Origin of the sequence: Pseudonocardia benzenivorans CB1190, assembly GCF_000196675.2 — a bacterium.
Taxonomy (GTDB): Bacteria; Actinomycetota; Actinomycetes; order Mycobacteriales; family Pseudonocardiaceae; genus Pseudonocardia; species Pseudonocardia benzenivorans.
Genome location: NC_015312.1, coordinates 4544573 through 4567516 on the forward strand (window position 1 = coordinate 4544573; position 22944 = coordinate 4567516).

The following is a 22944-nucleotide window of genomic DNA, read 5'->3' on the forward strand; positions in this document are numbered from 1 at the left end:
CGAACCGCACCCTTGCCCCGCTCCGGCGACCGCTGCTAGCGTTCTATGACGCTACTCACTGCCGAGCGCCGGCCACTCCGGCACGACGGCGAACACGCCGCACCGAGAGGGAACGCGCATGCTGCTCGGAACGTCGCTCCGGTTCATCTTCGCCTCGTCGGAGGACTCGTTGCGCCGCTACCACGAGACCGTCGTCGCGAAGGGCGAGTTCAGCGACATCCCACTCGGGGTGACCGACGCGCGCGTCCAGGCCCGGCAGCTGCTGGAGATCGCGCGGACCGCCGCGGAGCACCACTTCGGGTTCCTGATGGTCGGCGACAGCCACGCCTCGTCCTACGCGAACGCGTTCGCCCCGACGCCCACCCTCGCCCGGATGCTGGCCGTCACCGGAGACATGCCGGTCGGGCTGCTCTACCTCGCGCCGTTCCACCACCCCGTGATCGCCGCCGAACAGGTCGGGACCCTGGCGGCGTTCGCGCCCGAGCCGCTGACCCTGGTCGTCGGCAACGGCGACGTCAACGAGCAGTTCACGGGATTCCGGATCGCGAAGGGCTCCCGAGGGCGGCGCAGCGAGGAGTTCATCACCGTCGTCCGCGCGCTGCTGGCGGGCGAGACGGTGACGCACGAGGGCGAGTTCTTCCAGCTCGACGGCGTGCGCATCAACCCGGTCCCCGCCGTCCCCGCGCAGATCTGGGTGGCGGCGACGGCAGGTGGCGCGGTCGACCGCGCGGGGCGGCTGGGCGACGCCTGGGAGACCGCACCCGGCACCTCCCCCGAGGAGCTGCGCGTGCTGCTCGACCGGTACCGCGCCGTGTGCGCCGAGCACGGGCGGGTCCCCGACGCCGTGCTCCGCCGCGACATCTACGTCGCCGAGACCGACGAGCAGGCATGGGAGGCCGTGGAACCGATGATCGCGGCGGGGTACCGCGGGTTCGGCCACGAGCGCGACACCTCGCTCGTCGGGTCGGCCGGAACCGTGGTCAAACGGCTCGCCGGCTACCGCGACATGGGCTTCGAGAAGGTCCTGGTGCGCCACATCGTCGGCGACCACCAGCAGATCCTCGACTCGCTGCGGCGCATCGGCGACGACGTCATCCCGGCGGTCGCGGACCTCTGACGACGACCGCGGCGACACCGCCGCTGCGTAGCGTCATCGAACTGGTTGTGCACGCATCACGGACTGGAGTTGGTCAGACCCATGAGCGAGCTCATGAGCACGATGCAGGACGTCCCGCTGACCGTGGGAGCGATGGTGCGGCACGCGCAGCACGTGCACCCCGACACCCGGGTGCTGTCGTGCGCCGACGGCGCCGTCGCGCACGAGGCCGACCTCGCCACCGTCCTCGCCCGGGCGGGACGGCTCGCCGCGGCCCTGCACGCGCTCGGCGTCCGCGCGGGCGACCGCGTCGGCTCCCTGTGCCACAACCATCAGGCGCACCTCGAGACGTTCTACGGGGTTCCGGCGATGGGCGCGGTGCTGCACCTGGTCAACTCGCGGCTCTCCGACGACCAGCTCGTGTACGTCATCGACGACGCCCGTGACGGCGTGCTCATCGTCGACGACGACCTCCTGCCGCGCGTCGAGCCGCTGCTGGAGCGGACGCCGAGCGTGCACACGGTGGTCGTCGTGGGGACGGCCCCCGAGCCGTACCTCGGCTACGAGGCACTGGTCGGGTCCGCCGACCCGACGGACGGCTGGCCGTCGGATCCGGACGAGCGCGCCGCCGCCGCGATCTGCTACACGACCGGGACGACCGGGCTCCCCAAGGGCGTCGCCTACAGCCACCGGTCGATCTGGCTGCAGGCGCTGACCATCGCGTCGGGCTCGGCGATGGCACTGTCGGATCGCGACCGCATCCTCCAGGTCACCCCGATGTTCCACGTCAACGGATGGGGGCTGCCGCACGCGTCGCTGCTGACCGGCGCCGGGCTGGTCCTTCCCGGGCGCGACGTCGGGCCGCGGGCGATCGCCTCGATCGTCGCTGCGACCCGCCCGACCGTCGCCGTCTCGATCCCCCTGATCTGGGCCCAGGTGAAGACCTACGCGCAGAACCACCCGGTCGACCTCGGGTCGCTGCGGTCGATCATCTGTGCGGGGTCGTCGGTGCCGGACTCGCTGATCGACCACTACGCCCGGACCCACGGGGCGAACCTCGTGCAGGGCTGGGGCATGACCGAGGTCGGTCCGTGGGGCGGCCTGGCGCTGCCGGCCGCCGCGGACGCCGACGACGAGGACACGCCGTGGCGGCAGTGGTCGGGCCGGCTGCTCCCCGGGCTGGAGATGCGCGCCGTCGACGAGTACGGCGAGCCGCTCCCGCGCGACGGCGAGGCCGTCGGCGAGCTCGAGCTGCGCGGGCCCTGGGTCACGGGGTCCTACCTCGGCGGGACCGGCGCCGACCGGTTCACCGCCGACGGCTGGCTGCGCACGGGCGACATGGGCGTCATCGACCGCCGGGGCTACTTCAAGATCACCGACCGCGCCAAGGACGTCATCAAGTCCGGTGGCGAGTGGATCTCCTCGGTCGCGCTGCAGGACCAGCTCGACGCCCACCCGGACGTCGTCGAGTCCGCGGTCATCGGCGTGCCCGACCCGCGCTGGGACGAACGTCCGCTCGCCGTCGTGGTCCTGCGCGCCGGGGCCGACGTCACCGCCGACGACCTGCGCGCCCACCTCGCCGTGCACGTCCCCCGGTGGTGGCTGCCGGAGCGCTGGGCCCTCACCTCCGAGCTGCCGCGCACCAGCGTCGGGAAGCTCGACAAGAAGCGACTGCGGGCCGTCGCCGCCGAGGGCGGCCTCACCGTCCGGACGCTCGCACACCCCTCCCCCGTGGGTGCCGACGCCGGAACCCGCTGACCACCCCGCCGCGCACGACCACATCTGCGGCGCCACGCGCACGACCACATCTGCGGCGCCACGCGCACGACCACATCTGCGGCGCCACGCGCACGACAAGGAAAGTGCTCTGCCACGACCAACGGAGGCCTGACATGAGCTCTACCCCACCTCGCCGGGACCCGAGAGGGTCGACGGTGTCCCCCCGCGAGCTGCGCCGCGTCCGCATCGCGACGCTGCTCGGGCAGTCGACCGAGTGGTACGACTTCTTCCTCTACACGACTGCCGCGGCGCTGGTCTTCCCGAAGGTCTTCTTCTCCCCGTCGTTCAGCCCGCTGGTGGCCACGCTGTCCTCCTTCGCGACGATCGCCGTCGGGTTCGTCGCGCGTCCGGTCGGGGGCGCGCTGTTCGGCCACCTCGGCGACCGGCACGGACGGCGCCGGGCCCTGGTCGTCGCACTCGCCCTGATGGCCGCCGCGACCTTCGCCATCGGCGTCCTGCCGGGCTTCGCGACGATCGGCCTCGCCGCACCGCTGCTGCTCTCGCTGCTGCGCATCGCCCAGGGCCTCGCACTGGGTGGCCAGTGGGGCGGCGCGGTGCTGCTCGCCACCGAGTACGCCCCGCCGGGCAGACGCGGGGCCTACGGCGCCTGGGCCCAGATCGGGCTCCCACTGGGGCTCATCCTGTCCAGCGGTGCGTTCTTCCTCGTCGCGGGGACGACCAGCGCCGAGGCGTTCCTCGACTGGGGCTGGCGGATTCCGTTCCTCGTCGGCGGGGCGGTCGTGCTGGTCGCGCTGCTGGTCCAGCTGCGCATCGAGGACACACCGGCCTTCCGCGACAACGCCGCGACCGCCCGACCCCGGCGCTCGCCGGTGCTGCAGGTGATCAAGGACCACCCGGCCCGGATCCTCGTCACGATCGGGACGTTCCTGGTGGTCGGCGGCTCGTTCTACGTCTACACGACCGGGACACTCGCATACGCGACACAGACACTGAAGCTGACCCGCAACACGATGCTGATCGCGATCATGATCGGGGCGGCGTTCATGGCGGTGTCGATCATCGTGTTCTCGCGCCTCAGCGACCGGATCGGGCGCCGCCCCGTCTTCCTCATCGGCGTCGTCGCGACCGTGGTCTGGGCTTTCCCGTACTTCATGCTGGTGGACACCGGCAACCCGGTCGTCGTCGGCGCGGGTATCGCCGTCGCGATGTTCGTCAACGGCATCATGTATGGCCCGACGGCGGCGCTGTTCTCCGAACTGTTCCCGGTGGCGGTGCGCTACAGCGGCGCGTCGCTGGGCTACCAGCTGTCCAACGTCGTCGGCGGCGGGTTCGCGCCGCTGGTCATGACGTCGCTGCTCGCGTCGATGGGCACGTCGGCGTCGGTGTCGGTGTACATCGTCGTGATGGGCCTGATCACGCTCGGTGCGCTGGCGGCCCTGCGCACGTCGTGGACGAGTCCCGGTGCCACCGACGGCGCCGCGGCCGACCCCGGGCTGGGCGAGCGCGCCGCGACCGCCCCGGGAACGGCGTGACCGGCCGGCCGCGCCCGTCGCGACGGGTGGGTTGCGTCACGATATGGGAAGTCGGGCTATAGTCGCACCATGCGCAGGAAGAGCTTCGCAGACTTCGACTGCTCCATCGCCCAGACGCTCGAAGTCGTGGGCGAGTGGTGGACGTTGCTCATCGTCCGCGATCTGTTCGGATTCAAGGGTCGGAACCGTTTCGAACAGATGCAGGAGGAGCTCGGGATCTCCCGGAACATCCTCAAGGAGCGCCTCGACGGCCTGATCGAGCACGGGGTCGTGGAGAAGCGGCCCTACCAGGACAACCCGCCGCGCTACGAGTACCACCTCACGCAGAAGGGCAAGGACCTGTTCCCGGTCATCATGGCGCTCCTCAACTGGGGCGACAAGTGGGCCACCGGGCCGGAGGGGCCACCCGTCCTGCTGCACCACACGACGTGCGACCACGACGCACGCGCGGTGCAGGTCTGCTCGCACTGCGGTGAGCCGTTCACCGGCCGCACCGTCGAGGGCCGGGACGCGCCGCGCGTGCAGCCGCGGGGACGATTGTTCGCCTGACGATTTCGCCGGCGCGAAATCGTTCCGGGTCGGCCCGCCGCGCACCGCGGCGGGCCGACCTCTTTTTCTGTGGGTCGCCTTCCCGTTCTTGTGGGCAATTCGCTGCCGTTGTACGTTCTATGAAAGAACTTACTAGAGCCCGTCCGCGAAGAACCGAAGGAGCGGCACCGATGTTGTATGCCGATCTGCCCGTCGCCCGGGCGAGCGTCGAGATCAACGCCTCACCCGCCGACGTGTGGGCCCTCGTCGGCGACGTCCAGCTCATGGTGAAGCTCAGCGCCGAGCTGCTCGAGATCACCTGGCTCGACGGCGTCGACGCGCCCGCCGTCGGGCACCGGTTCCGCGCCCGCAGCTTCCACGCCGCGCTCGGCGAGTGGGAGTCGACGTCCACGGTCGTCGAGTGGGAGCCGGAGAAGGCGTTCACGTGGGACGTCGACGCCGGACAGGACGAGCGGCCGTCGTCGACCTGGGGTTTCGTCCTCGACCGCGCGGGCCCGACGACGACGCTGCACCAGTGGGGCCGGTTGGGTCCGGGCCGCTCCGGGCTCAGCTTCGCCATCGACCGCCTGCCCCACAAAGAGGCGAAGATCGTGGCCAACCGGATGCAGGAGTTCCGCAGCGGCATCGAGTCGAACCTCGAGGCGATCAAGGCACTCGCCGAGAAGGCGGCGGCCTGATGCGGACGTCGACGACCATCGAGGCCCTCGTCGGATCGTGGCAGGACAACCTCACCCTCGCGGTCGAGGCCGAGAAGCTCGGCATGGACATGTGCTGGATCTCCGAGGCCTGGGGTTCCGACGCCCCCTCCCCCCTCGGCTACCTGGCGGGCAGGACCGACCGGATGCTGCTCGGCAGCGGCACGCTGCAGCTCGGCACCCGCACACCCACCGCGATCGCGACGACCGCGATGACGCTCTCGGAGCTGTCCGGCGGCCGGTTCGTGCTGGGTCTCGGGAACTCCGGCCCGCAGGTCATCGAGGGGATGCACGGCGTCGCGTTCGACCGCCCGCTGCGGCGCATGCGCGAGACCGTGGACGTCGTCCGGCAGGTCTTCGCCGGCGACAAGATCGAGTACCACGGGTCGGCGGTGTCGATCCCGTTGCCGGGCGGCGACGGGGTACCGATGCGGTCCTCGCTGCCGGCGAACCCGGGGATCCCGATCTACGTCGCGGCCCTGATGCCGAAGATGCTCGAGCTCGTCGGCGAGATCGCCGACGGCTGGCTGGGCAGCAGCTTCGTCCCCGAGGGTGCCGACGCCTACCTGGAACCCTTGCGTGCGGGCGCCGACCGGGCCGGCCGCAGGCTCGCCGACCTCGACCTCTGCCAGGGCGCCGAGGTGAACTTCGTCGACGACGAACGAGAGCTCGCGGCAGTCGCGGCGACGCGCAAGAAGGACCTCGCGTTCAGCCTCGGCGGCATGGGCTCGGCCACCACGAACTTCTACAACAGCGCCTACAGCCGCCAGGGCTGGGCCGACGTCGCGGCCGAGGTCCGCGCCCTGTGGCAGGCGGGCCGGCACACCGAGGCCACCGCGCTCGTCTCCGACGACATGATCTTCGCGACGACGCTGATCGGCACCGAGGACATGATCCGCGACCGGCTGGCGCTGTGGCGCGACCGCGGCGTGACGACCGTCCGGTTCTACCCGGCCGGCGAGACCGTCGACGCGAAGCTGACGAACCTCGCCAGGGCCATCGAGCTCGCGCACGAGATCGGCTGACGCCAGTCACGACCGCGGGGCGCCGTCCGCGCCGGTCGGACGAGCGTCGCGTGCACCGTCGGGACCCCACCGGCACCGCCCGTCCGGGAGTACCGGCGGCCGGTCCGGTCACGCGCGCGCGCTCGCCGACGTGATCGCTTCCCCCGCCTCGGCCCGCCGCCTGCCACGTGACGGGCGCGTCGTGGGTCGTCGGTCGTGGGTCGTCGACGGCGGGATGCTGCAGATGGGGCCCATGGCCGGTTCGCACCTGCGCGACGACGGCCGGCGCGACGGCTGAGCGGCGCTGCCCCGGGTCCGGGCGGGATGTTTGCCCGCCGTGCCGGTGGGTAGCGATCGACCGTCGCCGCCGACGGCGGCCCGGTGGGAGGAGGAGCCGTGGGGGTGCCGGCGCCGTGACCGTCTCCCGCGCGGGCCGAAGGTCGGCCTCCGGCAGCGGATCGACTCTCTCCGACGTCCGCGACGCCGCCGGCCCGCGGAGCGCAGTGGCCCGGACGGCGGTCGTCGCGATCCTGCTGGTGATCGTGCTGGCCGGACTGGCGGGGCTGCTGGGGGTGCGCAGCACGACGCGCACGGCGTCGAGCGGACCCTGGACGGTCTCGGTGACCTACGCCTGGGTCGCCCGGGCGGGACTCGACGTGCCCTGGACGGTCACCGTGCGCCGGGCGGGCGGCTTCCCCGGCCCGGTGACCCTGGCCGTGACGAGCGACTACTTCGACATCTTCGAGAGCCAGGGCCTCGATCCCGAGCCCGCCACCGAGACCGCCGACGACACGAACCTCTACTGGACGTTCGACCCGCCGCCCGGCGAGACGTTGAGCGTCGACTTCGACGCCTACATCCAGCCGTCGAGCCAGCTCGGCGAGTCCGGCGAGGTGTCCGTCGTCGACGCGGGGGCGCCTGCGGCGACGGTGTCGTTCTCGACCTTCCTGCTGCCCTGAGCCCGCGATGCGGACCGAACACACCGCCGAAGGACCGGTGACCTGATGGAGATCGTCGTAAGGGCCGCGATCATCTTCGGCTTCCTCTGGCTGGTCACCCGGGTCGCCGGGCGCTCCACCCTCGGGGAACTCAGCACGTTCCAGCTGCTGCTGTACGTCACCATGGGCGACCTCGTCCAACAGGCCATCACGCAGCAGGACTACTCCGTCACGTCCGGCATCCTGGCGGTGAGCACGTTCGCGCTGCTGACGATCGGCGTCTCGTGGGTCAACACCCGCTGGCGGCAGGCGCGTCCGCTGACCCACGGCGTGCCGGTCGTGATCGTGCGCGACGGCGATCCGCTGCTCGACGTGATGGCGCGGGAGCGCCTGCCCGCCAACGACCTCATGGCCGCCGCCAGGGAGAAGGGCATCCAGCACTTCGCCGAGATCGACCTCGCCGTGCTCGAGGCCGACGGCAAGATCTCCTTCTTCACGTCCACGGCCGGGAGCAGCGGGTCCGCGGAGCGCCCGTCCGTCGGGTGACCGGCGTGTCCCTGCGCCCGGTGAACGCGTGAACACCGTCGTTCGGGGAAGTCCCCCGGCATGTCCGAGCCGTCGCCCCGACCGTCGTCCCCGCCGTCGTCCCCGTCGTCGACACCGCGCGATCGGGACGCGATCGCCGACCCGTGGGGTGCGCGGTGCCCCTACGCCGCGGGCGAGACGTGGCCCGCCCGGGTCGACGTCCACCTCGCCGACGGCGTCCGGGAGGAGGACGTCGAGCGGTGGGTGCCGACGGCGTCGCTGTTGCACTCCAACGGCGACGCGATGGACATCGCCGTGTGCGACGGGCGTGTCGTCGGCGTGCGCGGCCGCGCCGACGACCGGGTCAACCGCGGGCGGCTCGGCCCGAAAGACCTCTACGCCTGGCAGGCCAACGCCTCGGCCGACCGGCTCACCCGACCCCTCGTGCGCGACGGCGACCGGCTCGTCGAGACCGACTGGAACACCGCGATGGGTCGGGTCGTCGACCGGACGAGGACCCTGCTGCGCGAACAGGGCCCGAGCGCGATCGGCTTCTACACCTCCGGGCAGCTGTTCGCCGAGGAGTACTACTCCCTCGCCGCGATCGCGCACGGCGCGATCGGCACCAACCACGTCGACGGCAACACCCGGCTGTGCACCGCGACCGCGGCCGCGGCGCTGAAGGAGACCTTCGCGTGCGACGGCCAACCCGGCAGCTACGGCGACGTCGACCACGCCGACGTGATCGCCCTGTTCGGGCACAACGCCGCCGAGACCCAGCCCGTGCTGTGGATGCGCATCCTCGACCGGCTCGCCGGCCCCACTCCCCCGCGGCTGCTGTGCGTCGACCCGCGCCGCACCGCGGTCGCCCGCGCGGCCGTCGAGAGCGGTGGCGTGCACCTGGCCCCGCTGCCCGGGACGAACCTCGCGCTGATGAACGGACTGCTGCACCAGGTCATCGCCGACGACCGGATCGACCACGGGTACGTCGACGCCCATACCGTGGGTTTCGACGAGCTGGCCGCCGGCGTCGCCGAGTACCCGCCCGGCCGGGTCGCGGACATCTGCGGGCTGGACGCCGAGGAGATCCGCGCCGCGGCCCGGCTGCTGGGCTCGGCCGAACGGCTGTTGTCGACGGTGCTGCAGGGCTTCTACCAGTCCCACCAGGCGACGGCCGCCGCCGTACAGGTCAACAACCTCAACCTGGTGCGCGGCATGCTCGGCCGGCCCGGGTGCGGGATCCTGCAGATGAACGGCCAGCCCACCGCGGAGAACACCCGTGAGTGCGGCGCCGACGGCGACATGGCCGGGTTCCGCAACTGGAACAACGACGCCCACGTGGCCGAGCTCGCGCGGCACTGGAACCTCGATCCCCTGCAGATCCCGCACATGGCCCCGCCGACGCACGCGATGCAGATGTTCCGCTACGTCGAGCAGGGCACGATCCGCATGCTGTGGGTCAGCGCGACCAACCCGGCCGTCTCGATGCCCGACCTCGCCCGCATCCGGCGGATCCTCGGGCAGGAGCGGCTGTTCCTCGTCGTGCAGGACATCTTCCCGTCGGAGACGGCCCGGCTCGCCGACGTCGTGCTGCCGGCCGCCACCTGGGCGGAGAAGACCGGGTGCTTCACCAACGCCGACCGCACGGTGCACCTGTCGGACAAGGCCGTCGACCCGCCGGGCGATGCCCGCGCCGACCTCGACATCCTGCTCGACTTCGCACGTCGCATGGACTTCCGGGACGCGGACGGACGGCCGTTCCCCGCCTGGCACGACGCGGAGTCGGCGTTCGACGCGTGGGCCGCGTCGACGGCGGGACGCCCGTGCGACTACACCGGCCTCTCGCACGCGACGCTGCGCGCGCGTGCGTCGGGCGTGCAATGGCCGTGCAACGACGCGCACCCCGACGGCACCGAGCGCCTGTACGCCGACGGCCGGTTCTGGAGCGCGCCGGACGAGTGCGAGAGCTACGGGCGCGACCTCGTGACCGGCGCGCCGCTGGAGGAGACCGAGTACCGGGCGCTCAACCCCGATGCCAAGGCCGTGCTGAAGGCGGCCGAGTTCCTCCCGCCGCGCACGGCCCCCGACGACGAGTACCCGTTCGCGCTGGTCACCGGTCGTACGATCCACCACTTCCACACCCGCACCAAGACGGGCCGGACCCCCGAGCTGCGCGACGCGGCGCCCGAACCGTGGATCGAGTGCTCGGCCACGGACGCCCGCCGCTGCGGGCTCGGCGACGGCGACCTCGCCGACGTCCGGACCGCGCAGGGTGCGGTAAGGGCTCGCGTCCGGATCACCGAGACCCGCGACGGGGTGCTCTTCGTGCCGTTCCACTACGGCTACTGGGACACCCCCGCCGGTGACCGGCCCGGCGACGGCGAGCCGGGACGCGCGGCCAACGAGACGGTGCCGACCGACTGGGACCCCGTCTCGAAGCAACCACTGTTCAAGATCGCCGCCGCGGCGCTGCAGAGGGTTCCCGACCAGAGCGGGACCGCGGCGCCGACGGCCGGGAGCGAGGGAGTGCGATGAGCAAGATCGCCCTGGTGCTGCGCGAGCTCGGCCGGTCCCAGACCTCGTTGCTGCACGAGCTGCAGGCGCTGCCCGACCGCCATCCCGACGAGCACGAGATCGTCCACACCGCGCACGACCTCGCCGGCTGGGCCGCCGCCGACCTGCAGCGGCTGGGCGAGACCGCTGCCGACACCGGTGTGGCGCTGCGGTCGTGGCCGCGTCCCGCGCCCCTGCGCGGCGCCGTGGCCGCGCGCGCCGCACGGTCGGTGCGCCACCGTCCCGAGACGGGGCTGCTGCTGCTCGCCGACCTGCGTCGGCTGCACCGCAAGGCGGCCGGGGTCGCGCTCGACTGGACGCTGCTCGCCCAGGCCGCGCAGGCGATGCGGCGGGCCGCACTCGTCGAGCTCGCCGGCGCCTGCTCGCCCCACGCGCACCAGACCGCCACCTGGGCGCGATCGCAGCTCGTAGTGGTGTCGCCGCAGGTCATCGCGTCGTGACGGGGCTGTGGCGCCGATGACTGTTTGTCGCCCGACCGTCCGGGCACATGACTGCCGGAACCGACGGAGGCGACCAATGACCACGACGACCGCGGCACTCGGCACCCATCCCGTGACCGAGGGCCTCACGGCGCTCGCCACCGTCCTCGGCCGCATCGCGGGGGTGCGGACCCTGTGGCGGGGTACGGCCACGCCCGCCGACGACGTCGCCCGGCGCTGGCGGGGCCACGGCCCGGTGGTCGTCGTCGGCGGGGTGGGCACCGTCGCCGCCGGGCTGACGCCGCTCTGCGACTGGCTCGGCTCGCTCGGGTACGACGTCACACCCCACACCGCGGGCATCGGGACGGCCTGCGGCGCCCGCAGCACCGACGCGCTCCTCGACACGATCACGCGCGTCGACCGGGGTGCCGGCGTGCACCTGGTCGCGCACAGCCGGGGCGGCCTGTTCGCCCGCGCCGCCGTCGCCGCCGGGGCGCCCGCGCGGTCGCTGGTCACCCTGGGCACCCCGTTCGACCTGCGCCGTCTGGGGCTGGTCGGGCTGGTCCTCGGGACGTTCATGAGCACGGCCGGCACGCTCGGGGTGCCGGACGTCGCGCGGTTCGAGTGCCTGTACGGATCGTGCTGTGCCGAGTTCCGGCGGACGGTCCGCGCCGCGGTGCCGGTTCCGTTCACCTCGATCCACAGCCATGGCGACCGGGTGGTCCCGTGGCGCGCATCGGTCGACGCCGCCGCCCGGAACGTGACGGTGGAGGGCGGGCACCTGGACCTGCTCGACGGCCCAGGTCCCTTGGCCGCCGTCGCCGAGGCACTGGCCGGCGCGTCGCAACGACACCGCGGAGCCGGGCTCCGGCCGCAGGCACGCCACGAGACCAGGGTCCCGCGGCAGCGCGGGCCCGTCCCCGACCTCGCCGCGGCCGGTTCGGCCTGACGTCGGCCGGGCGGTCGAGCCGGGAGGGGCGACGGTGCTGCGCGTGACCGCCGTGCCCGGCCGCCACGGGCCCGGACCAGCGCAGCGGGCCCTGCCACCGGTCATGGGGGACCTCGTCGACCCGACGTGCCGTCGCGCACCTCGGCGGCACGCGGATCGCCGGCCTGCTGCTCACGATGGACGCACGCCAGGGGCCGATCTCGTCGAGGTGCTCCGCCCGCGAGTGACGGTGCCGGTCCACGTCCAGTTCGGCGCGTTCCTCGACGTGCCGCTCGCCGACGTCCGGCGCGTCCTCGACGTCGACCTCATGGGCTACGTCCACGGCTGCCGCGCGGTACTGCCGCACATGCTCGAGCGCGGCCACGGGGTGATCGTCAACGTGTCGTCGGTCCTCGGCGTCATCGCGCTCCCGTACGGCGCGGCCTACTCGATGGCGAAGTTCGGTGTGCGGGCGCTGGGCGTCTCGCTGCGCCAGGAGTTGCGGACCTCCGGCGCGTCGGGGGTCCGGGTCGCGACGGTGCTGCCCGCCGCGATCGACACCCCGATCTGGCGGGACGCGGGCAACTGCACCGGCACCCGGTTGCGGCTGTCCCCGCCGACCTACACCCCCGAGCGCGTCGCCCGGATCGTCGTCGACCAGCTGCGGGTGCCGCGGCGCGGGGTCGTCGCCGGCGGCTGCTCGCGCGACTGCTGCTGGTGCAGCACAAGGTGTGGCCCGAGAGCGCCGAGCGGCTGTTCGCCACGGAGGTCCGGCACTACGTGCAGAGCTCCGACGAGTCGGCCCCCGCGAGCGCGGGCGCGCTCTATGCACCTCCCGACCGCCCGCGGCAGGTGCACGGCGGCCGGGACGGGCACCGACGGGAACGGCGCCGGCGCGCGGCCGGGACGGCGGCCGCGCTGGCCGTCGGGCTCGCGGTCGCCGTCGGGGCGAGGGCCCGCCGTCGCCACGGCTGAGCGCGCGCCGGACCCGCGCCCCTCGTGCCCGCGACCCGCACCGCGTCGTGAGTGGCGACGGTCGCCATGACGGCCATCGCCGCTCACGGGCACGGCGTCTCCTCGGACCCCTCGCGCGCCCGACGCCACGGGTCAGCGCGACGGTCGGCCGGCCGGGAACATCCGCAGGTGCCGGTCCGAGGCCCAGTCGACGAGGAGGAGCGTCGCGTCGTCCTGGAGCCGCCCCTCCTGGTGGCGCATCACCGCGGTCCGCAACCGGCGCAGGGTCTCCGGCGCGGACAGGTCGGCGGCGGCGGCCTGCTCGGTGAGCTCGACGAGCCGTCGTTCCCCGAAGAACTCGCCGTTGCCGTCGCGTGCCTCGGTGACGCCGTCGGTGTACAGCAGCAACCGGTCCCCCGGCTCCAGCTGCTCACGCGCGGTGTGCGCCGGGCCGACGTCCGGACCGGTCACCCCCAGGGGCGGGCGGGGTACCGCCGTCAGTTCCTTCACCACGCGCCCGTCCCGGACGAGCAGCGGTGGCGGATGACCGGCCAGCAGGTAGTCCAACGCTCCGCCGGCGGTGTCGAGGCGGGCGAGCACCGCGGTGGAGAACTGCATCGGGCGTGGCTGGTCGGCGATGACCGCGTCGGCGTGGGCCGCGACCTCCACGAGGTCGTGCCGCCCCGACAGCCGAGCGTTGCGGACCGCGGTCAACGCCAAGGCGCTCGTCACCCCGGCCCGGATGTCGTGTCCCGACGAGTCGAACACGGCGAGGGTGACCACGTCCCCGTCGACGCTGTAGTCGTAGGCGTCGCCGACCACCGTGTCGTGGGGCTCGAGGATCGCCGAGACCACGACGCGGTCGGTCGCGAACGTGCGTGGCGGGACGAGCTGCCAGAGCAGCTCCGATCCCGGCGAGAGCAGGCCGTTGCTGCGCAGGCGCCGGAGCCGGTCACTGTGGACGAGCTTGGACATCACGATGTGGCCGACGAGCCCCGCGAGGGTCCAGAGCTCGTCGGCGAGGGTGTCGTCGTCGGGGAACCCGGACGGCCGGCGGCCGGGCAGCCCGATCCGCAGCACCCCCACCCGTTCGGTCCCGTCGAGGACCGGGACCCACAGCTGCGGCGCGCCGCGGTCGTCGTCCCGGACGATCTCGCCGTACTGGTAGGCCCTCCCGGCGAGGGTCCCCTCGACGTCCACCCCCACGACCGGCTCCTGCCGGACGGGCATGAGGACCTGCTGGGCCAGGTCCACCATCAGCACCTCGGCGGACAGACCGAGGGGGCCCACCGAGCGGTCGACCGTCCGCGAGAGGTCGGCACCCGTCGCCAGGTGCGCCGAGTCGATCAGGTGCGCGAGGGCGCCCGCCCACGCCCGGGCCCACGCCCCGTCGAGGTGCATGGCCGCACGGTATTACGCGCCGGTGCTCCCCGCGGCTTGTTGTGGTCGGCCGCGCGGGTGCCGCGGCCGGGGGGCGTCGTGTCCGATTCTTCGCAGTGAAACCGGTTTCGACCGCGTGCGACCGGGCAGACGACGTCGTCGGCAGGGCCGACCTCCGCGCGGTCGAGCAGCAGGCCGCCGCCGTTCCCGCAGCCCGACCACCCCCCACCCGGAACGAGGAGCAACCCATGAGCGCAGCAGCGCCGCGCGCGTGGCGCGGATCGTGATCGCGCTGTCCGGCCGGCTGCACTCGCCGATCCTGACGCCGGAGACGCGGTACGACTTCTCGTTCGCCGCCGTGGCCCGCCCAATGCTGGCCGCGCTCGGCGTCCGACCGGCGACGGCGTGGGTCGCCGTCACGCACGACCTGCTCGACGTCCGCTTCGGGCCGTGGCGGGTCCGCACGCCGCTGGTCAACGTCTTCTCGGCCGAACCGACCGGTCCGCTGAACGCCGTCACGGTTCTCGGCCCGCGCCTCTCGCTCGCCGACCTCGGTCTGACGTTCGGCAGCGACACCCGTGGCGGTGTCTGCATCCGGTTCCGCCGGCCGGTCCGCGGGTTCGAGCCGTTCGGCCTGCTGCACCACCCCGGCCTGACCGTCACCGTCACGACCCCCGGGTTGCTCGTCACCCGCCTCAACCGGCCCGACGACCCGTCCGCGACCACACGGTCCACCTCGACGACGGAGCCATCACGATGAGCACAGCCCGATCCGCCGAGACCGCCACCGGCCGACCGGTCCGCACCGCCGCCGGGCTGATGGGGGTGGTGTTCCTGCTGGTCGGAGTCCTCGGCTGTCCGACAGGGAGGACACCCGCTCGTCCTCGTGAACGGTGAAGCCCGGGCCCCCGTCGTGTGCGGGCGGCCCGGGCTTCGTCGGGCGTCACGAGCGGCCGTTGCCGCGCCCCTTGTCGTGTCCCTTGGCCTTGCCGTTGTTCGACTTCGCCGCCGTGGTCGGCGTCGTCGCAGCTCCCGCGTCGGCGTCGCGGACACTGTCGCCGGCTGCGGCGTCGCGGGGCCTGTCGTTCGCCGCGGAGTCGCGGGCTGCGGCGTCGCGCGCCGCATCGTCAGCAGCATCGTCGTCGAGTGTCCCGGTCGTGCCCGCGTCCGGCGTGGTCCCGGCCGCCGGCGTCGCGGGCGGCTCGGTGCCGGCCGCGGCCGCGGGACCGGCGCGACCCGCCGACGAGGCCCGGGTCCGCTCGGCCACGACCACGCGGGACCCGCCGTCCGTGGACGGATCCGGGCCCGCCTTCGCGGGCGCATCCAGCACGGCCGGGGTGTCGGCGACGACGGCGTCGGCCCCTACCAGGTCCGGCACCCGGCTGACACCCAGTCCGACGACGCCCAGCGCCACCGCCGCCGCGAGCACGCGCGCCACACGACGACCCCGGGCCGCCGCCGCGGCGTCCCGGCCGGCGAGCCGGGTCGCGACGGTGCCGGCGTCCGGGCGACGGTCCGGGTCGTCGGCGGTCATCCGGCGCAGCAGCGCGGCGAGGCCGGTGGGAAGCTCGGCCGGCACCCGTGGGCTCCGGTGGAGCCGGGCGACGGCCGACTCGACCAGCCCGCCCGGGTACTCCCGTCGCCCGGTGAGCGCCTCGAGCAGGACCAGACCCAGCGCGTAGACGTCGGCCGCCGGACCGACGCGGCTGCCGCGCACCTGCTCCGGAGCCATGTAGGCGGGTGTCCCGACGGTGGCGCCCGTCTCGGTCAGCTGGGTCGCCTCGACGAGCCGGGAGACCCCGAAGTCGGTGAGGAACGGGCGTCCGGTGCCGTCGAGAAGGATGTTGGCGGGTTTGACGTCGCGATGGACGACCCCGTGCGCGTGGACGTGGGCCAACGTCGAGGCCAGCCGTGCCCCGAGGGCGGTCACCTCGCTCACGTCCATCGGCCCGCGGCGGATCGTGGTCTGCAGGGTCTCGCCGTCGACGAACCGCGTGACCAGGAAGGGGTGCGGGCCGGCGAGACCGGCGTCGACGATCCGGGCGAGTCCGGGATGGTGCAGACCGCGCAGCAGCCTCACCTCGCCCGCGAACCGGGCGGCGACGGTCGGGTCCGACGTCGCATGCAGCACCTTGACGGCGACCTCGGTGCCGGTGGAGACGTCCGTCGCCCGGTAGACGCTTGCCGTCCCGCCGACGCCGACCAGTCCGCCGAGTCGATACCGTCCCGGCAGCTCCGGGCCCCACGCGGGTTGGTCTCCGAGATCGGTTCCGTGGACCGTGGCGGTCATCGCGTCGGGTTCCGTTCGCGGTCGGGGCGGGCCGCGTGCGCGCCCGCCGTCGGTGGGTGGCAGGCGCCGGGGAGCAGCGCCGTCCGTCGATGACATTGCCCGCCCACGACAGTCGGAAACACGATCGTGGGCCCGTTGTCGTCACACGCAGTGCCCGGCGGGACGAGTCGATGTCGCTCCCGGTCGCCACCCGAGGTCCGACCGGCGCAGGCCGGGGTGCGCGTCCGGGTGTCCCCGTCCCGCCGACCAGCGCAACCTCTCGGTCCGGCGGGTCTCGCGGCGCTCCCGACCGCTTGGGCCGCCGACGGTGGGGAAAGCAGGGCGCGAGCGCGACCGTCGACGGAGGAGCGGATCATGAACGAGCGATCACCGGCCGAGCTGGCGAACTTCAGCGGCTACTTCATGATCGGGACGCGCAGGGTCGACGTGCAGATCCGCGTCGAGGACACCGCCGCCGACGAGGAGCAGTCCGCGGAGACGTCCGGGCGCGCCGACGTCACCGCACCCTCCGACGACTCCCGGACCGGCGAGACGGCCGCGACCGACCGGGACTCCGACGACGCCTCCGACGACGCCGAGACCGACGAGTCCGGTTCCGGGATCACCGGCTCGGGCGGCCCGGACTCGGACGCGGCCGACGAGGACGACGAGGCGGCCGACGACGAGGCCGCCGACGACGAGGACGACGAGGCCGCCGAGGATTGGGACGAGGACGAGGAGCCTGTCGACGACGCCGACGACACCGGCTCTGTCGGGACCGAGACGGACGACGACACCGAGGACGCCTCCTCCCCGGACGACGACGAGTTCGACGGGACCGAGGACGACCACACCGAGGACGACGACACCGAGGACGAGATCGACGAGCCCGACGACGAGACCGCGGACGTGGCGGACGCGGAGGACTCCGACGAGGAGGACTCGGACGACGAAGACTCCGACGAAGACTCTGACGAGGACGAGGACGAGGACGTCGGGCTGACCGACTCCGACGAGGAGACCGACCCCGGCGGGCAGACGGTCGACGACCCGGACCAGGAGACCGACGAGGGCGAGCATCAGCCCGCGGGCACCCGCCTCGAGGGGCTCCTCCGACCCCGACGACGTACGTCCGGCGGAGGCACCGAGGTGGCGACCGAACGCCGCCCTCGCCGCGCGACGGGAGCACGCCGGCGCGCGCCTGAGGAGGACACGGAGCCACGGCGGTCGGACCGGTCCTCATCGCGCCGCGACGATTCCGGCCGGGCGGGGCACGCCGGCTCCCGCCGCGAGCGGTCGGGCGACGCGGGACAGCGCGACGCAGGAACCCGGGAGGCGGGACGCCGGGACGCGGGACGTCACGATCCGGGAGGTCGCAAGGCGGCCGCCGAACGCACCCGCGCGTCGGGTGACGCCGACGCCGGCGCCCGCACGCCGCCACCACGCCGGAAGGCCACCCGCGAGGCGGGCCCGCCGGAGACCGGCGTCGACGAGCAGGGCACGCGGGCGCGCGCGGCGCGCGGCACCGGGCGGCGGGGCCGCGCGCAGCGATGAGGCACGGGCGGGCCAGGCGGCCGGACGCGGCCGCGCGCAGGGAGGCGGAGATGGACGGGCGCGACCGTGGGGCGGCGCTGTCGCGGGTCGTCGCCGTCGTCAACGACAAGGGCGGGGTCGGCAAGACCTCGCTCGCCGCGAACCTGGGGGGCCAGTTCGCCGCGGCGGGCTACCGCTGCCTGCTCGTGGACCTCAACCGCCAGGCGAACCTCTCCGACGACCTCGGCTACCGCGACTCCCCCGACGACGACCAGGGCGCCGGGCTGCTGGCGGCGGTGATCGGGGGGACTCCGGTGCGGCCGTTGCGCGACGTCCGGCCGCAGCTCGACGTCGTCTGCGGCGGTGCGCGACTCGAGGACCTCACCCCGGTGATGGTCTCGCGGCTCCAGCACCACGGGCGGGAGGCGTTCACCGTGCTCGGCGACGTCCTCGCGCCAGTGGCCGGGGACTACGAGATCGTCTTCATCGACTGCCCTCCCGAGTCGACGATCCTCTCCGATCTCGCCCTCGCGGCGGCTCGGTGGGTCCTGATGCCGACGAAGACCGACGTCGGGGGCCTCGTCGGGATCGGGCTGGTCGCCGAGCGGTTCGTGCTGGCTCGCGAGATCAACCCACAGCTCGGGCTGCTCGGTGTCGTCCTGTTCGGCACGGGCAGCCGCTCCCGGGCCATCCACGCGGAGGCCAACGCGGCGATCGACCGGGCGTTCGGCGACGACTCGCCGCGGTTCCGCACGACCATCCGGCACGCCGAACGCACCGCCCAGGACGCCCGCAGGCTCGGCAAACTGGCCCACGAGCTGGAGATCGAGGTCGCGCACCAGCCGGTGTGGTGGGAGTCGTTGCGCGCCGGCACCCGGACGCCGCGTGTCGCCGCGACCGCGGCGAACGTCGCCGGCGACTACCGCGCGCTCGGCGTGGAGATCCTGACCGCGCTGCAGGCGGCGGAGGAGGCCGAACCACCCGAGCCGGCCGGACGTGGGAAGGAGCACCGGTGACCCGACGCGACACGACGACGGGAGACGGCTTGGCCTCGGCGTTCGGACCGGCCGCGGCGTCCCGGACCCGGGCCCGGCCGCCACGCCCGACCGGCACGGCGTCCGACGACCACTCCCAGCCCCGTGCGGCATCCCGGGACGGACGTGGCCACGCCGCCGACGGGGGCCGTCGCGCGGCAGCGGAGCCCGACCGGTCGCGCGTCGACCGCGGCGGCCCGACCCGACGGTCGTCCCACGGAGAGGCGGACGATCCGGCGCCCGCGGTCCGGCAGAGCGACCGACGTCCGGGCCGTGCCGACCACCCCGCCGCCCCGCGCCGCCGGACGCGACCGATCGTCGTCCGTGACGCCCACCAGGTGGACATGATCCTGCTCGCGGTGCTCGAACAGGGGCCGCGGACCCGGGCCGCGTTGCTCGACCTGGGGACGACGCGCGCGGCGGGCCGGATCGTCCCGGCCCGCGAGCAGGTCATCCGCAGGCTGGGGCATCTCGAACGCAACCGTCTGGTGCGCCGCGGCGCCGACCGCCGGTACCGGGTGACCGCCGTCGGGGCCCGGATCCTGGCGAGCCGCGTCCAGCGGTGGCGGGTGTTCGTCGGGGCGATCGAGGCGCTGCTCGGCGACGACCGCGGCGGACGGGGCCACCCGGCGGCGTGACCCGGCGGGACCGGTCGGCTATCCGCCCAGGAACGTGGTCCTGGACGGGTTCCGCAGGGCCTCGCGGGTGCGAGGATGTCGCCCATGACCGAGCCCGACCGTGGACCGTTCGGCAATGAGCCGTCGGGCTCGGTGCGGCTCCACGAGGTCCCCGGGGGCGTGGTGCTGGTCGTGACCGGTCCGCTCGACCTCTCCCTCGCTCCGCGGCTGCGGCGGGAGGTACTGCGGGCGGTCCGGCTGCGGCCGGCGACGCTGGTGATCGACCTGAGCGCGAGCACGTTCCTCGCCTCCGTCGGGATGGCGGAGCTCGTCCGCGCCCACCGGACGGCGGGCGCCGGTGTGACCGTCCGGATCGTCGCGGCGGGCCCGCTGTTGCTGCGTCCGCTGGAGCTGACCAGGCTCACCGACGAGCTCGAGATCCGTTCGACGCTGCACGACGCGCTCGCGGAGGCCTGACCGATGCCCCGCCCGGCCGCGCTCAGCTCGCTGGCGGCGCTGCTGACGGGCCCGGACGGACGACCCGTCCCGGTCGAACGCGTCGTGCTCACGGCCGCACAACGGTCGTTGCTGTGCCCCTGCGACGGCGCGTCGCCCATGGTGTTCGTCCCCGATCCCGACGTACTCGCCGCACTGGTCCGGGGAGCGACCGCAGGCGTCGTCGTGACCGCCGAGGCCGGTCTCGCCGGCGACGACGGCGCCGGGCCGCCGCCCGGGGGTGCGGTCGCGCTGGTCGCCCGGACCGACGTCGGCGAGGGACACCGGCGTGTCCTCGAGGCCTTCGCGGCGGGGACCGCGGCGGTGCAGCACACCGTCGACGTCCTGCGCGCCGAGGCCGCGGTGATCGACGCGCTCAACTCGGTGGGCCGCCGGCTCACCGCACAGCTCGATCTCGACCGGGTCGTGCAGGACGCCACCGACGCCGCCACCACCGCCGTCGGGGCCGCGTTCGGGGCGTTCTTCTACAACCTCGTCGACCAGTTCGGCGAGTCCTACACCCTCTACACGCTCTCCGGGGCGCCCCGGGAGGCGTTCGAGCGCTTCCCGATGCCGCGCAACACCGCCGTCTTCGCCCCGACCTTCGACGGCGAGGGCACCGTCCGCAGCCCGGACATCACCGTCGACCCGCGTTTCGGGCGCAACGCGCCCTACCACGGGATGCCCGAGGGGCACCTGCCGGTGCGCAGCTACCTCGCGGTCCCGGTGATCTCCCCGACCAGCGGCGAGGTGCTCGGCGGCTTCTTCTTCGGCCATCCCGAACCGGGCCGGTTCACCGACCGGCACGAGTACCTGGCGGAGGGCATCGCCGGCTACTCGGCCATCGCGCTGGACAACTCGCGGCTCTTCGAACGGGAACGCAACCTCGCCCGCGAGCTGTCCCGCAGCATGCTGCCCGAGGCGCCCCCGGTCGCGGGCCTGGAGATCGTCACCCGCTACCTGCCCGCCGCCACCGGGTCGAAGATCGGCGGGGACTGGTTCGACGTCATCCCGCTGCCCGGGGATGCGACCGCGTTCGTGATCGGCGACGTGGTCGGGCACGGGGTCACCGCCGCGACCGTCATGGGCCAGGCCCGGACCGCGGTCCGCTGCTACGCGGTGCTCGGCCTGCCGCCCTCCCGGGTGCTGCACCAGACGTCGGCCGTCCTGTCGGCGTTCACCGCAAGCACGTTCGTGACCTGCTTCTACGCCGTGCACTCCGCCGACGGCACACTGCGCTACGCCAACGCCGGGCACCTCCCCGCGCTCCTCAGGCACGTCGACGGCACGCTCACGGAGTTCGGCGAGGCGCTCGGCCAGCCGCTCGGCGTCGGCGCGTCGTTCCCCGAACGCACCATCCGGTTCGGCATCGGCGACGAACTGCTGCTCTACACCGACGGGCTCGTCGAGAGCCGGACGCGCGACCTCACCGTCGGCATGGGGTGGTTGCGCAGCGCCGTCGCGGCGCTGCCACGCCCGGTCACCGCCGAGCTGTGCGACGGGCTGGTCGCGGAGCTGACCGGCGGCGCCCACGACGACGACGTCGCCCTCATCCACGTCCGCAACACCGGCCGCGGCGTGGCGTGAGCGAGGACGAGGACGAGGACGTCGAGCAGGACATCGAGCGATCAGCCGGCGCGTGGCCACGACCTGAGCGCGGCCCCGCCGTCGTCAGCGCATCGCCTTCTCGGTGGTCTTCTGCAGGATTTCCGGCAGGTCGGTGCCGCGCTTCTCCTTGCTGTACAGGTCGAGCCGGTTCGTCGCCTCCGCGAACCGCAGGAACGTGTCCACACTGGCGACGACGATGCGTGCGTCGATCGTCAGCAGCTCGATCCCGACGATCGACACCCGGACGAAGACGTCGATCACCAGGCCCTTGTCCAGGATCAGCTCGACGACGTCGGCCAGCCCGCTCGACCCGCCCCCGCCCGACCGCTGCACATGGCCACCGCCGCGTGTCGCCACCGACATCCCGCCCTCCTCCTCGACGAGCCGGAGTACCCGTCCGGGCGAGTCCGAACCACGCTCGGTGACCGGACCGGGTCGTCCGGCCTCGCCGACCGGCCACCTGAGCAACCGTCGGCGGCGCGGCGTCGGCGGTCAGGCGGGGTATCCCGCGTCCGCGAGCGCGGCCGTCGCGATCTTCATGTCGTCGGAGTAGTGCCCGCCCGACACCCCGATACCCCCGACGACGGCGCCGCCGACCCTGATCGGATAGCCACCTCCGAAGACGACCAGGCGCGAGGTGTGGACGATGCCGTCCGCCAGCGGGGCGTCATCCTTGATGAAGTCGTGCCACTCGTGCGTGGCCAGTCCGAACGACGCGGCGGTGTAGGCCTTGTCCTGCGCGATCTGGACGGTGAGCAGCGCGGCGCCGTCCATCCGGACGAAGCCCTTCAGCACGCCGGAGTTGTCGACGACTGCGATGGCGCTCGCCTGGCCGTGCACCTCGGACGCGGCGACCGCGGTGTCGAGGAGCGTGCGGGCCAGGGCAGCACTGACCGTCGGCGGCGCGAAGGTGGGAGCGGACATGCCGGCGCGATCTACGTGTCGCGGCCCGGATCACGCGCGGCGGGAACGGCTCGGAGGGGCACATGGCGCTCGGCGCAGGTCCGGACGCGCCCGGGTGCATCGCGCCCACGCCGAGCTCGTCCGGCAGAGC

At 73.7% G+C, this 22944-nt stretch carries 23 protein-coding genes and 1 pseudogene; 20 read left to right on the top strand and 4 right to left on the bottom strand.

Features of this window, described 5'->3' with window-relative positions; all coding sequences use genetic code 11:
- The first annotated feature begins 118 nt into the window (after positions 1-118).
- From PSED_RS21215 to PSED_RS21275, 13 genes are all read left to right on the top strand, one after another.
- On the top strand, positions 119-1117 hold the full coding sequence (locus tag PSED_RS21215) for an LLM class flavin-dependent oxidoreductase (RefSeq protein ID WP_013676298.1): 999 nt from the start codon (positions 119-121) through the stop codon (positions 1115-1117).
- A gap of 93 nt (positions 1118-1210) precedes the next feature.
- Entirely contained in the window at positions 1211-2854 is a 1644-nt protein-coding gene (locus tag PSED_RS21220) for a long-chain-fatty-acid--CoA ligase (RefSeq protein WP_013676299.1), read from the top strand.
- A 176-nt stretch (positions 2855-3030) separates the two neighbouring features.
- Positions 3031-4368, top strand: coding sequence for an MFS transporter (locus tag PSED_RS21225; protein ID WP_202946301.1), 1338 nt, complete (start codon positions 3031-3033; stop codon positions 4366-4368).
- Between the two features lie 69 nt (positions 4369-4437).
- Positions 4438-4917: a winged helix-turn-helix transcriptional regulator gene (locus PSED_RS21230; protein ID WP_013676301.1), complete on the top strand. Its 480-nt coding sequence runs from the start codon at positions 4438-4440 to the stop codon at positions 4915-4917.
- A gap of 170 nt (positions 4918-5087) precedes the next feature.
- The gene (locus tag PSED_RS21235; protein ID WP_013676302.1) at positions 5088-5594 is read left to right on the top strand and encodes an SRPBCC family protein; all 507 of its coding nucleotides are present in this window, start codon (positions 5088-5090) and stop codon (positions 5592-5594) included.
- Complete coding sequence (locus PSED_RS21240) at positions 5594-6637, top strand: LLM class flavin-dependent oxidoreductase (RefSeq protein WP_013676303.1); 1044 nt, start codon at positions 5594-5596, stop codon at positions 6635-6637. Before PSED_RS21235 ends, PSED_RS21240 begins: the two co-directional genes overlap by 1 nt.
- 130 nt (positions 6638-6767) lie before the next feature.
- The gene (locus PSED_RS21245) at positions 6768-6914 is read left to right on the top strand and encodes a hypothetical protein (RefSeq protein WP_199796688.1); all 147 of its coding nucleotides are present in this window, start codon (positions 6768-6770) and stop codon (positions 6912-6914) included.
- 205 nt (positions 6915-7119) lie between these two features.
- Complete coding sequence (locus PSED_RS21250) at positions 7120-7575, top strand: hypothetical protein (RefSeq protein ID WP_199796689.1); 456 nt, start codon at positions 7120-7122, stop codon at positions 7573-7575.
- 45 nt (positions 7576-7620) lie between these two features.
- Positions 7621-8100 carry a DUF421 domain-containing protein gene (locus PSED_RS21255; RefSeq protein WP_013676305.1) on the top strand — a complete coding sequence of 160 codons (480 nt, stop codon included), beginning with the start codon at positions 7621-7623 and terminating at the stop codon, positions 8098-8100.
- A 60-nt stretch (positions 8101-8160) separates the two neighbouring features.
- A complete protein-coding gene (locus tag PSED_RS21260) occupies positions 8161-10614 on the top strand; it encodes a molybdopterin oxidoreductase family protein (RefSeq protein WP_013676306.1) in 2454 nt (817 codons plus the stop codon).
- Positions 10611-11093, top strand: a complete 483-nt coding sequence (locus PSED_RS21265) for a hypothetical protein (RefSeq protein ID WP_013676307.1) — start codon at positions 10611-10613, stop codon at positions 11091-11093. The genes PSED_RS21260 and PSED_RS21265 overlap by 4 nt, the downstream gene beginning before the upstream one ends.
- 76 nt (positions 11094-11169) lie before the next feature.
- A complete protein-coding gene (locus PSED_RS21270) occupies positions 11170-12021 on the top strand; it encodes a lipase family protein (RefSeq protein WP_013676308.1) in 852 nt (283 codons plus the stop codon).
- A gap of 223 nt (positions 12022-12244) precedes the next feature.
- Positions 12245-13045: an SDR family NAD(P)-dependent oxidoreductase gene (locus PSED_RS21275; protein ID WP_049803468.1), complete on the top strand. Its 801-nt coding sequence runs from the start codon at positions 12245-12247 to the stop codon at positions 13043-13045.
- A 62-nt stretch (positions 13046-13107) separates the two neighbouring features.
- On the opposite strand, the gene PSED_RS21280 is transcribed toward PSED_RS21275, so the two are convergent.
- The gene (locus PSED_RS21280; RefSeq protein WP_013676310.1) at positions 13108-14355 is read right to left on the bottom strand and encodes a PP2C family protein-serine/threonine phosphatase; all 1248 of its coding nucleotides are present in this window, start codon (positions 14353-14355) and stop codon (positions 13108-13110) included.
- A gap of 250 nt (positions 14356-14605) precedes the next feature.
- On the opposite strand from PSED_RS21280, the gene PSED_RS21285 reads away from it, so the two are divergent.
- Together PSED_RS21285 and PSED_RS21290 are read left to right on the top strand one after the other, a co-directional pair.
- A complete protein-coding gene (locus tag PSED_RS21285; protein WP_013676311.1) occupies positions 14606-15094 on the top strand; it encodes a hypothetical protein in 489 nt (162 codons plus the stop codon).
- The gene (locus PSED_RS21290) at positions 15091-15231 is read left to right on the top strand and encodes a hypothetical protein (protein ID WP_158511336.1); all 141 of its coding nucleotides are present in this window, start codon (positions 15091-15093) and stop codon (positions 15229-15231) included. Before PSED_RS21285 ends, PSED_RS21290 begins: the two co-directional genes overlap by 4 nt.
- 46 nt (positions 15232-15277) lie before the next feature.
- Here PSED_RS21290 and PSED_RS21295 read toward each other — a convergent pair whose 3' ends face one another.
- On the bottom strand, positions 15278-16624 hold the full coding sequence (locus tag PSED_RS21295) for a serine/threonine-protein kinase (RefSeq protein WP_013676312.1): 1347 nt from the start codon (positions 16622-16624) through the stop codon (positions 15278-15280).
- Positions 16625-16978: 354 nt separating this feature from the next.
- Here PSED_RS21295 and PSED_RS21300 point away from each other — a divergent pair, with 354 nt between their 5' ends.
- The 5 genes from PSED_RS21300 (at position 16979) to PSED_RS21320 (ending at position 21869) form a co-directional block, all read left to right on the top strand.
- A complete protein-coding gene (locus tag PSED_RS21300; protein ID WP_013676313.1) occupies positions 16979-18157 on the top strand; it encodes a hypothetical protein in 1179 nt (392 codons plus the stop codon).
- Between the two features lie 50 nt (positions 18158-18207).
- Complete coding sequence (locus PSED_RS21305) at positions 18208-19152, top strand: ParA family protein (RefSeq protein ID WP_013676314.1); 945 nt, start codon at positions 18208-18210, stop codon at positions 19150-19152.
- A gap of 362 nt (positions 19153-19514) precedes the next feature.
- Positions 19515-19808, top strand: coding sequence for a hypothetical protein (locus PSED_RS21310; RefSeq protein ID WP_132975607.1), 294 nt, complete (start codon positions 19515-19517; stop codon positions 19806-19808).
- Positions 19809-19892: 84 nt separating this feature from the next.
- The gene (locus PSED_RS21315; RefSeq protein WP_013676316.1) at positions 19893-20264 is read left to right on the top strand and encodes an STAS domain-containing protein; all 372 of its coding nucleotides are present in this window, start codon (positions 19893-19895) and stop codon (positions 20262-20264) included.
- A gap of 3 nt (positions 20265-20267) precedes the next feature.
- Positions 20268-21869, top strand: coding sequence for a PP2C family protein-serine/threonine phosphatase (locus PSED_RS21320; RefSeq protein WP_013676317.1), 1602 nt, complete (start codon positions 20268-20270; stop codon positions 21867-21869).
- Positions 21870-21968: 99 nt separating this feature from the next.
- Here PSED_RS21320 and gvpJ read toward each other — a convergent pair.
- Positions 21969-22253: pseudogene (gene gvpJ / locus PSED_RS21325) on the bottom strand (gas vesicle protein GvpJ); the annotation flags it as partial.
- A 129-nt stretch (positions 22254-22382) separates the two neighbouring features.
- Positions 22383-22814, bottom strand: coding sequence for a GlcG/HbpS family heme-binding protein (locus tag PSED_RS21330; RefSeq protein WP_013676319.1), 432 nt, complete (start codon positions 22812-22814; stop codon positions 22383-22385).
- Between the last annotated feature and the right edge of the window lie 130 nt (positions 22815-22944).

Bases quoted from the DNA above. Each gene is read 5' to 3' on its own strand.
- PSED_RS21235 (WP_013676302.1), top strand. From the start codon at position 5,088: ATGTTGTATGCCGATCTGCCCGTCGCCCGGGCGAGCGTCGAGATCAAC.
- PSED_RS21230 (WP_013676301.1), top strand. From the start codon at position 4,438: ATGCGCAGGAAGAGCTTCGCAGACTTCGACTGCTCCATCGCCCAGACG.
- PSED_RS21315 (WP_013676316.1), top strand. From the start codon at position 19,893: ATGACCGAGCCCGACCGTGGACCGTTCGGCAATGAGCCGTCGGGCTCG.
- PSED_RS21280 (WP_013676310.1), bottom strand. From the start codon at position 14,355: ATGCACCTCGACGGGGCGTGGGCCCGGGCGTGGGCGGGCGCCCTCGCG.
- PSED_RS21290 (WP_158511336.1), top strand. From the start codon at position 15,091: ATGAGCACAGCCCGATCCGCCGAGACCGCCACCGGCCGACCGGTCCGC.
- PSED_RS21295 (WP_013676312.1), bottom strand. From the start codon at position 16,624: ATGACCGCCACGGTCCACGGAACCGATCTCGGAGACCAACCCGCGTGG.
- PSED_RS21320 (WP_013676317.1), top strand. From the start codon at position 20,268: ATGCCCCGCCCGGCCGCGCTCAGCTCGCTGGCGGCGCTGCTGACGGGC.
- PSED_RS21300 (WP_013676313.1), top strand. From the start codon at position 16,979: ATGAACGAGCGATCACCGGCCGAGCTGGCGAACTTCAGCGGCTACTTC.
- PSED_RS21330 (WP_013676319.1), bottom strand. From the start codon at position 22,814: ATGTCCGCTCCCACCTTCGCGCCGCCGACGGTCAGTGCTGCCCTGGCC.
- PSED_RS21270 (WP_013676308.1), top strand. From the start codon at position 11,170: ATGACCACGACGACCGCGGCACTCGGCACCCATCCCGTGACCGAGGGC.
- PSED_RS21215 (WP_013676298.1), top strand. From the start codon at position 119: ATGCTGCTCGGAACGTCGCTCCGGTTCATCTTCGCCTCGTCGGAGGAC.
- PSED_RS21240 (WP_013676303.1), top strand. From the start codon at position 5,594: ATGCGGACGTCGACGACCATCGAGGCCCTCGTCGGATCGTGGCAGGAC.
- PSED_RS21220 (WP_013676299.1), top strand. From the start codon at position 1,211: ATGAGCACGATGCAGGACGTCCCGCTGACCGTGGGAGCGATGGTGCGG.
- PSED_RS21310 (WP_132975607.1), top strand. From the start codon at position 19,515: ATGATCCTGCTCGCGGTGCTCGAACAGGGGCCGCGGACCCGGGCCGCG.
- PSED_RS21265 (WP_013676307.1), top strand. From the start codon at position 10,611: ATGAGCAAGATCGCCCTGGTGCTGCGCGAGCTCGGCCGGTCCCAGACC.
- PSED_RS21255 (WP_013676305.1), top strand. From the start codon at position 7,621: ATGGAGATCGTCGTAAGGGCCGCGATCATCTTCGGCTTCCTCTGGCTG.
- PSED_RS21260 (WP_013676306.1), top strand. From the start codon at position 8,161: ATGTCCGAGCCGTCGCCCCGACCGTCGTCCCCGCCGTCGTCCCCGTCG.
- PSED_RS21305 (WP_013676314.1), top strand. From the start codon at position 18,208: ATGGACGGGCGCGACCGTGGGGCGGCGCTGTCGCGGGTCGTCGCCGTC.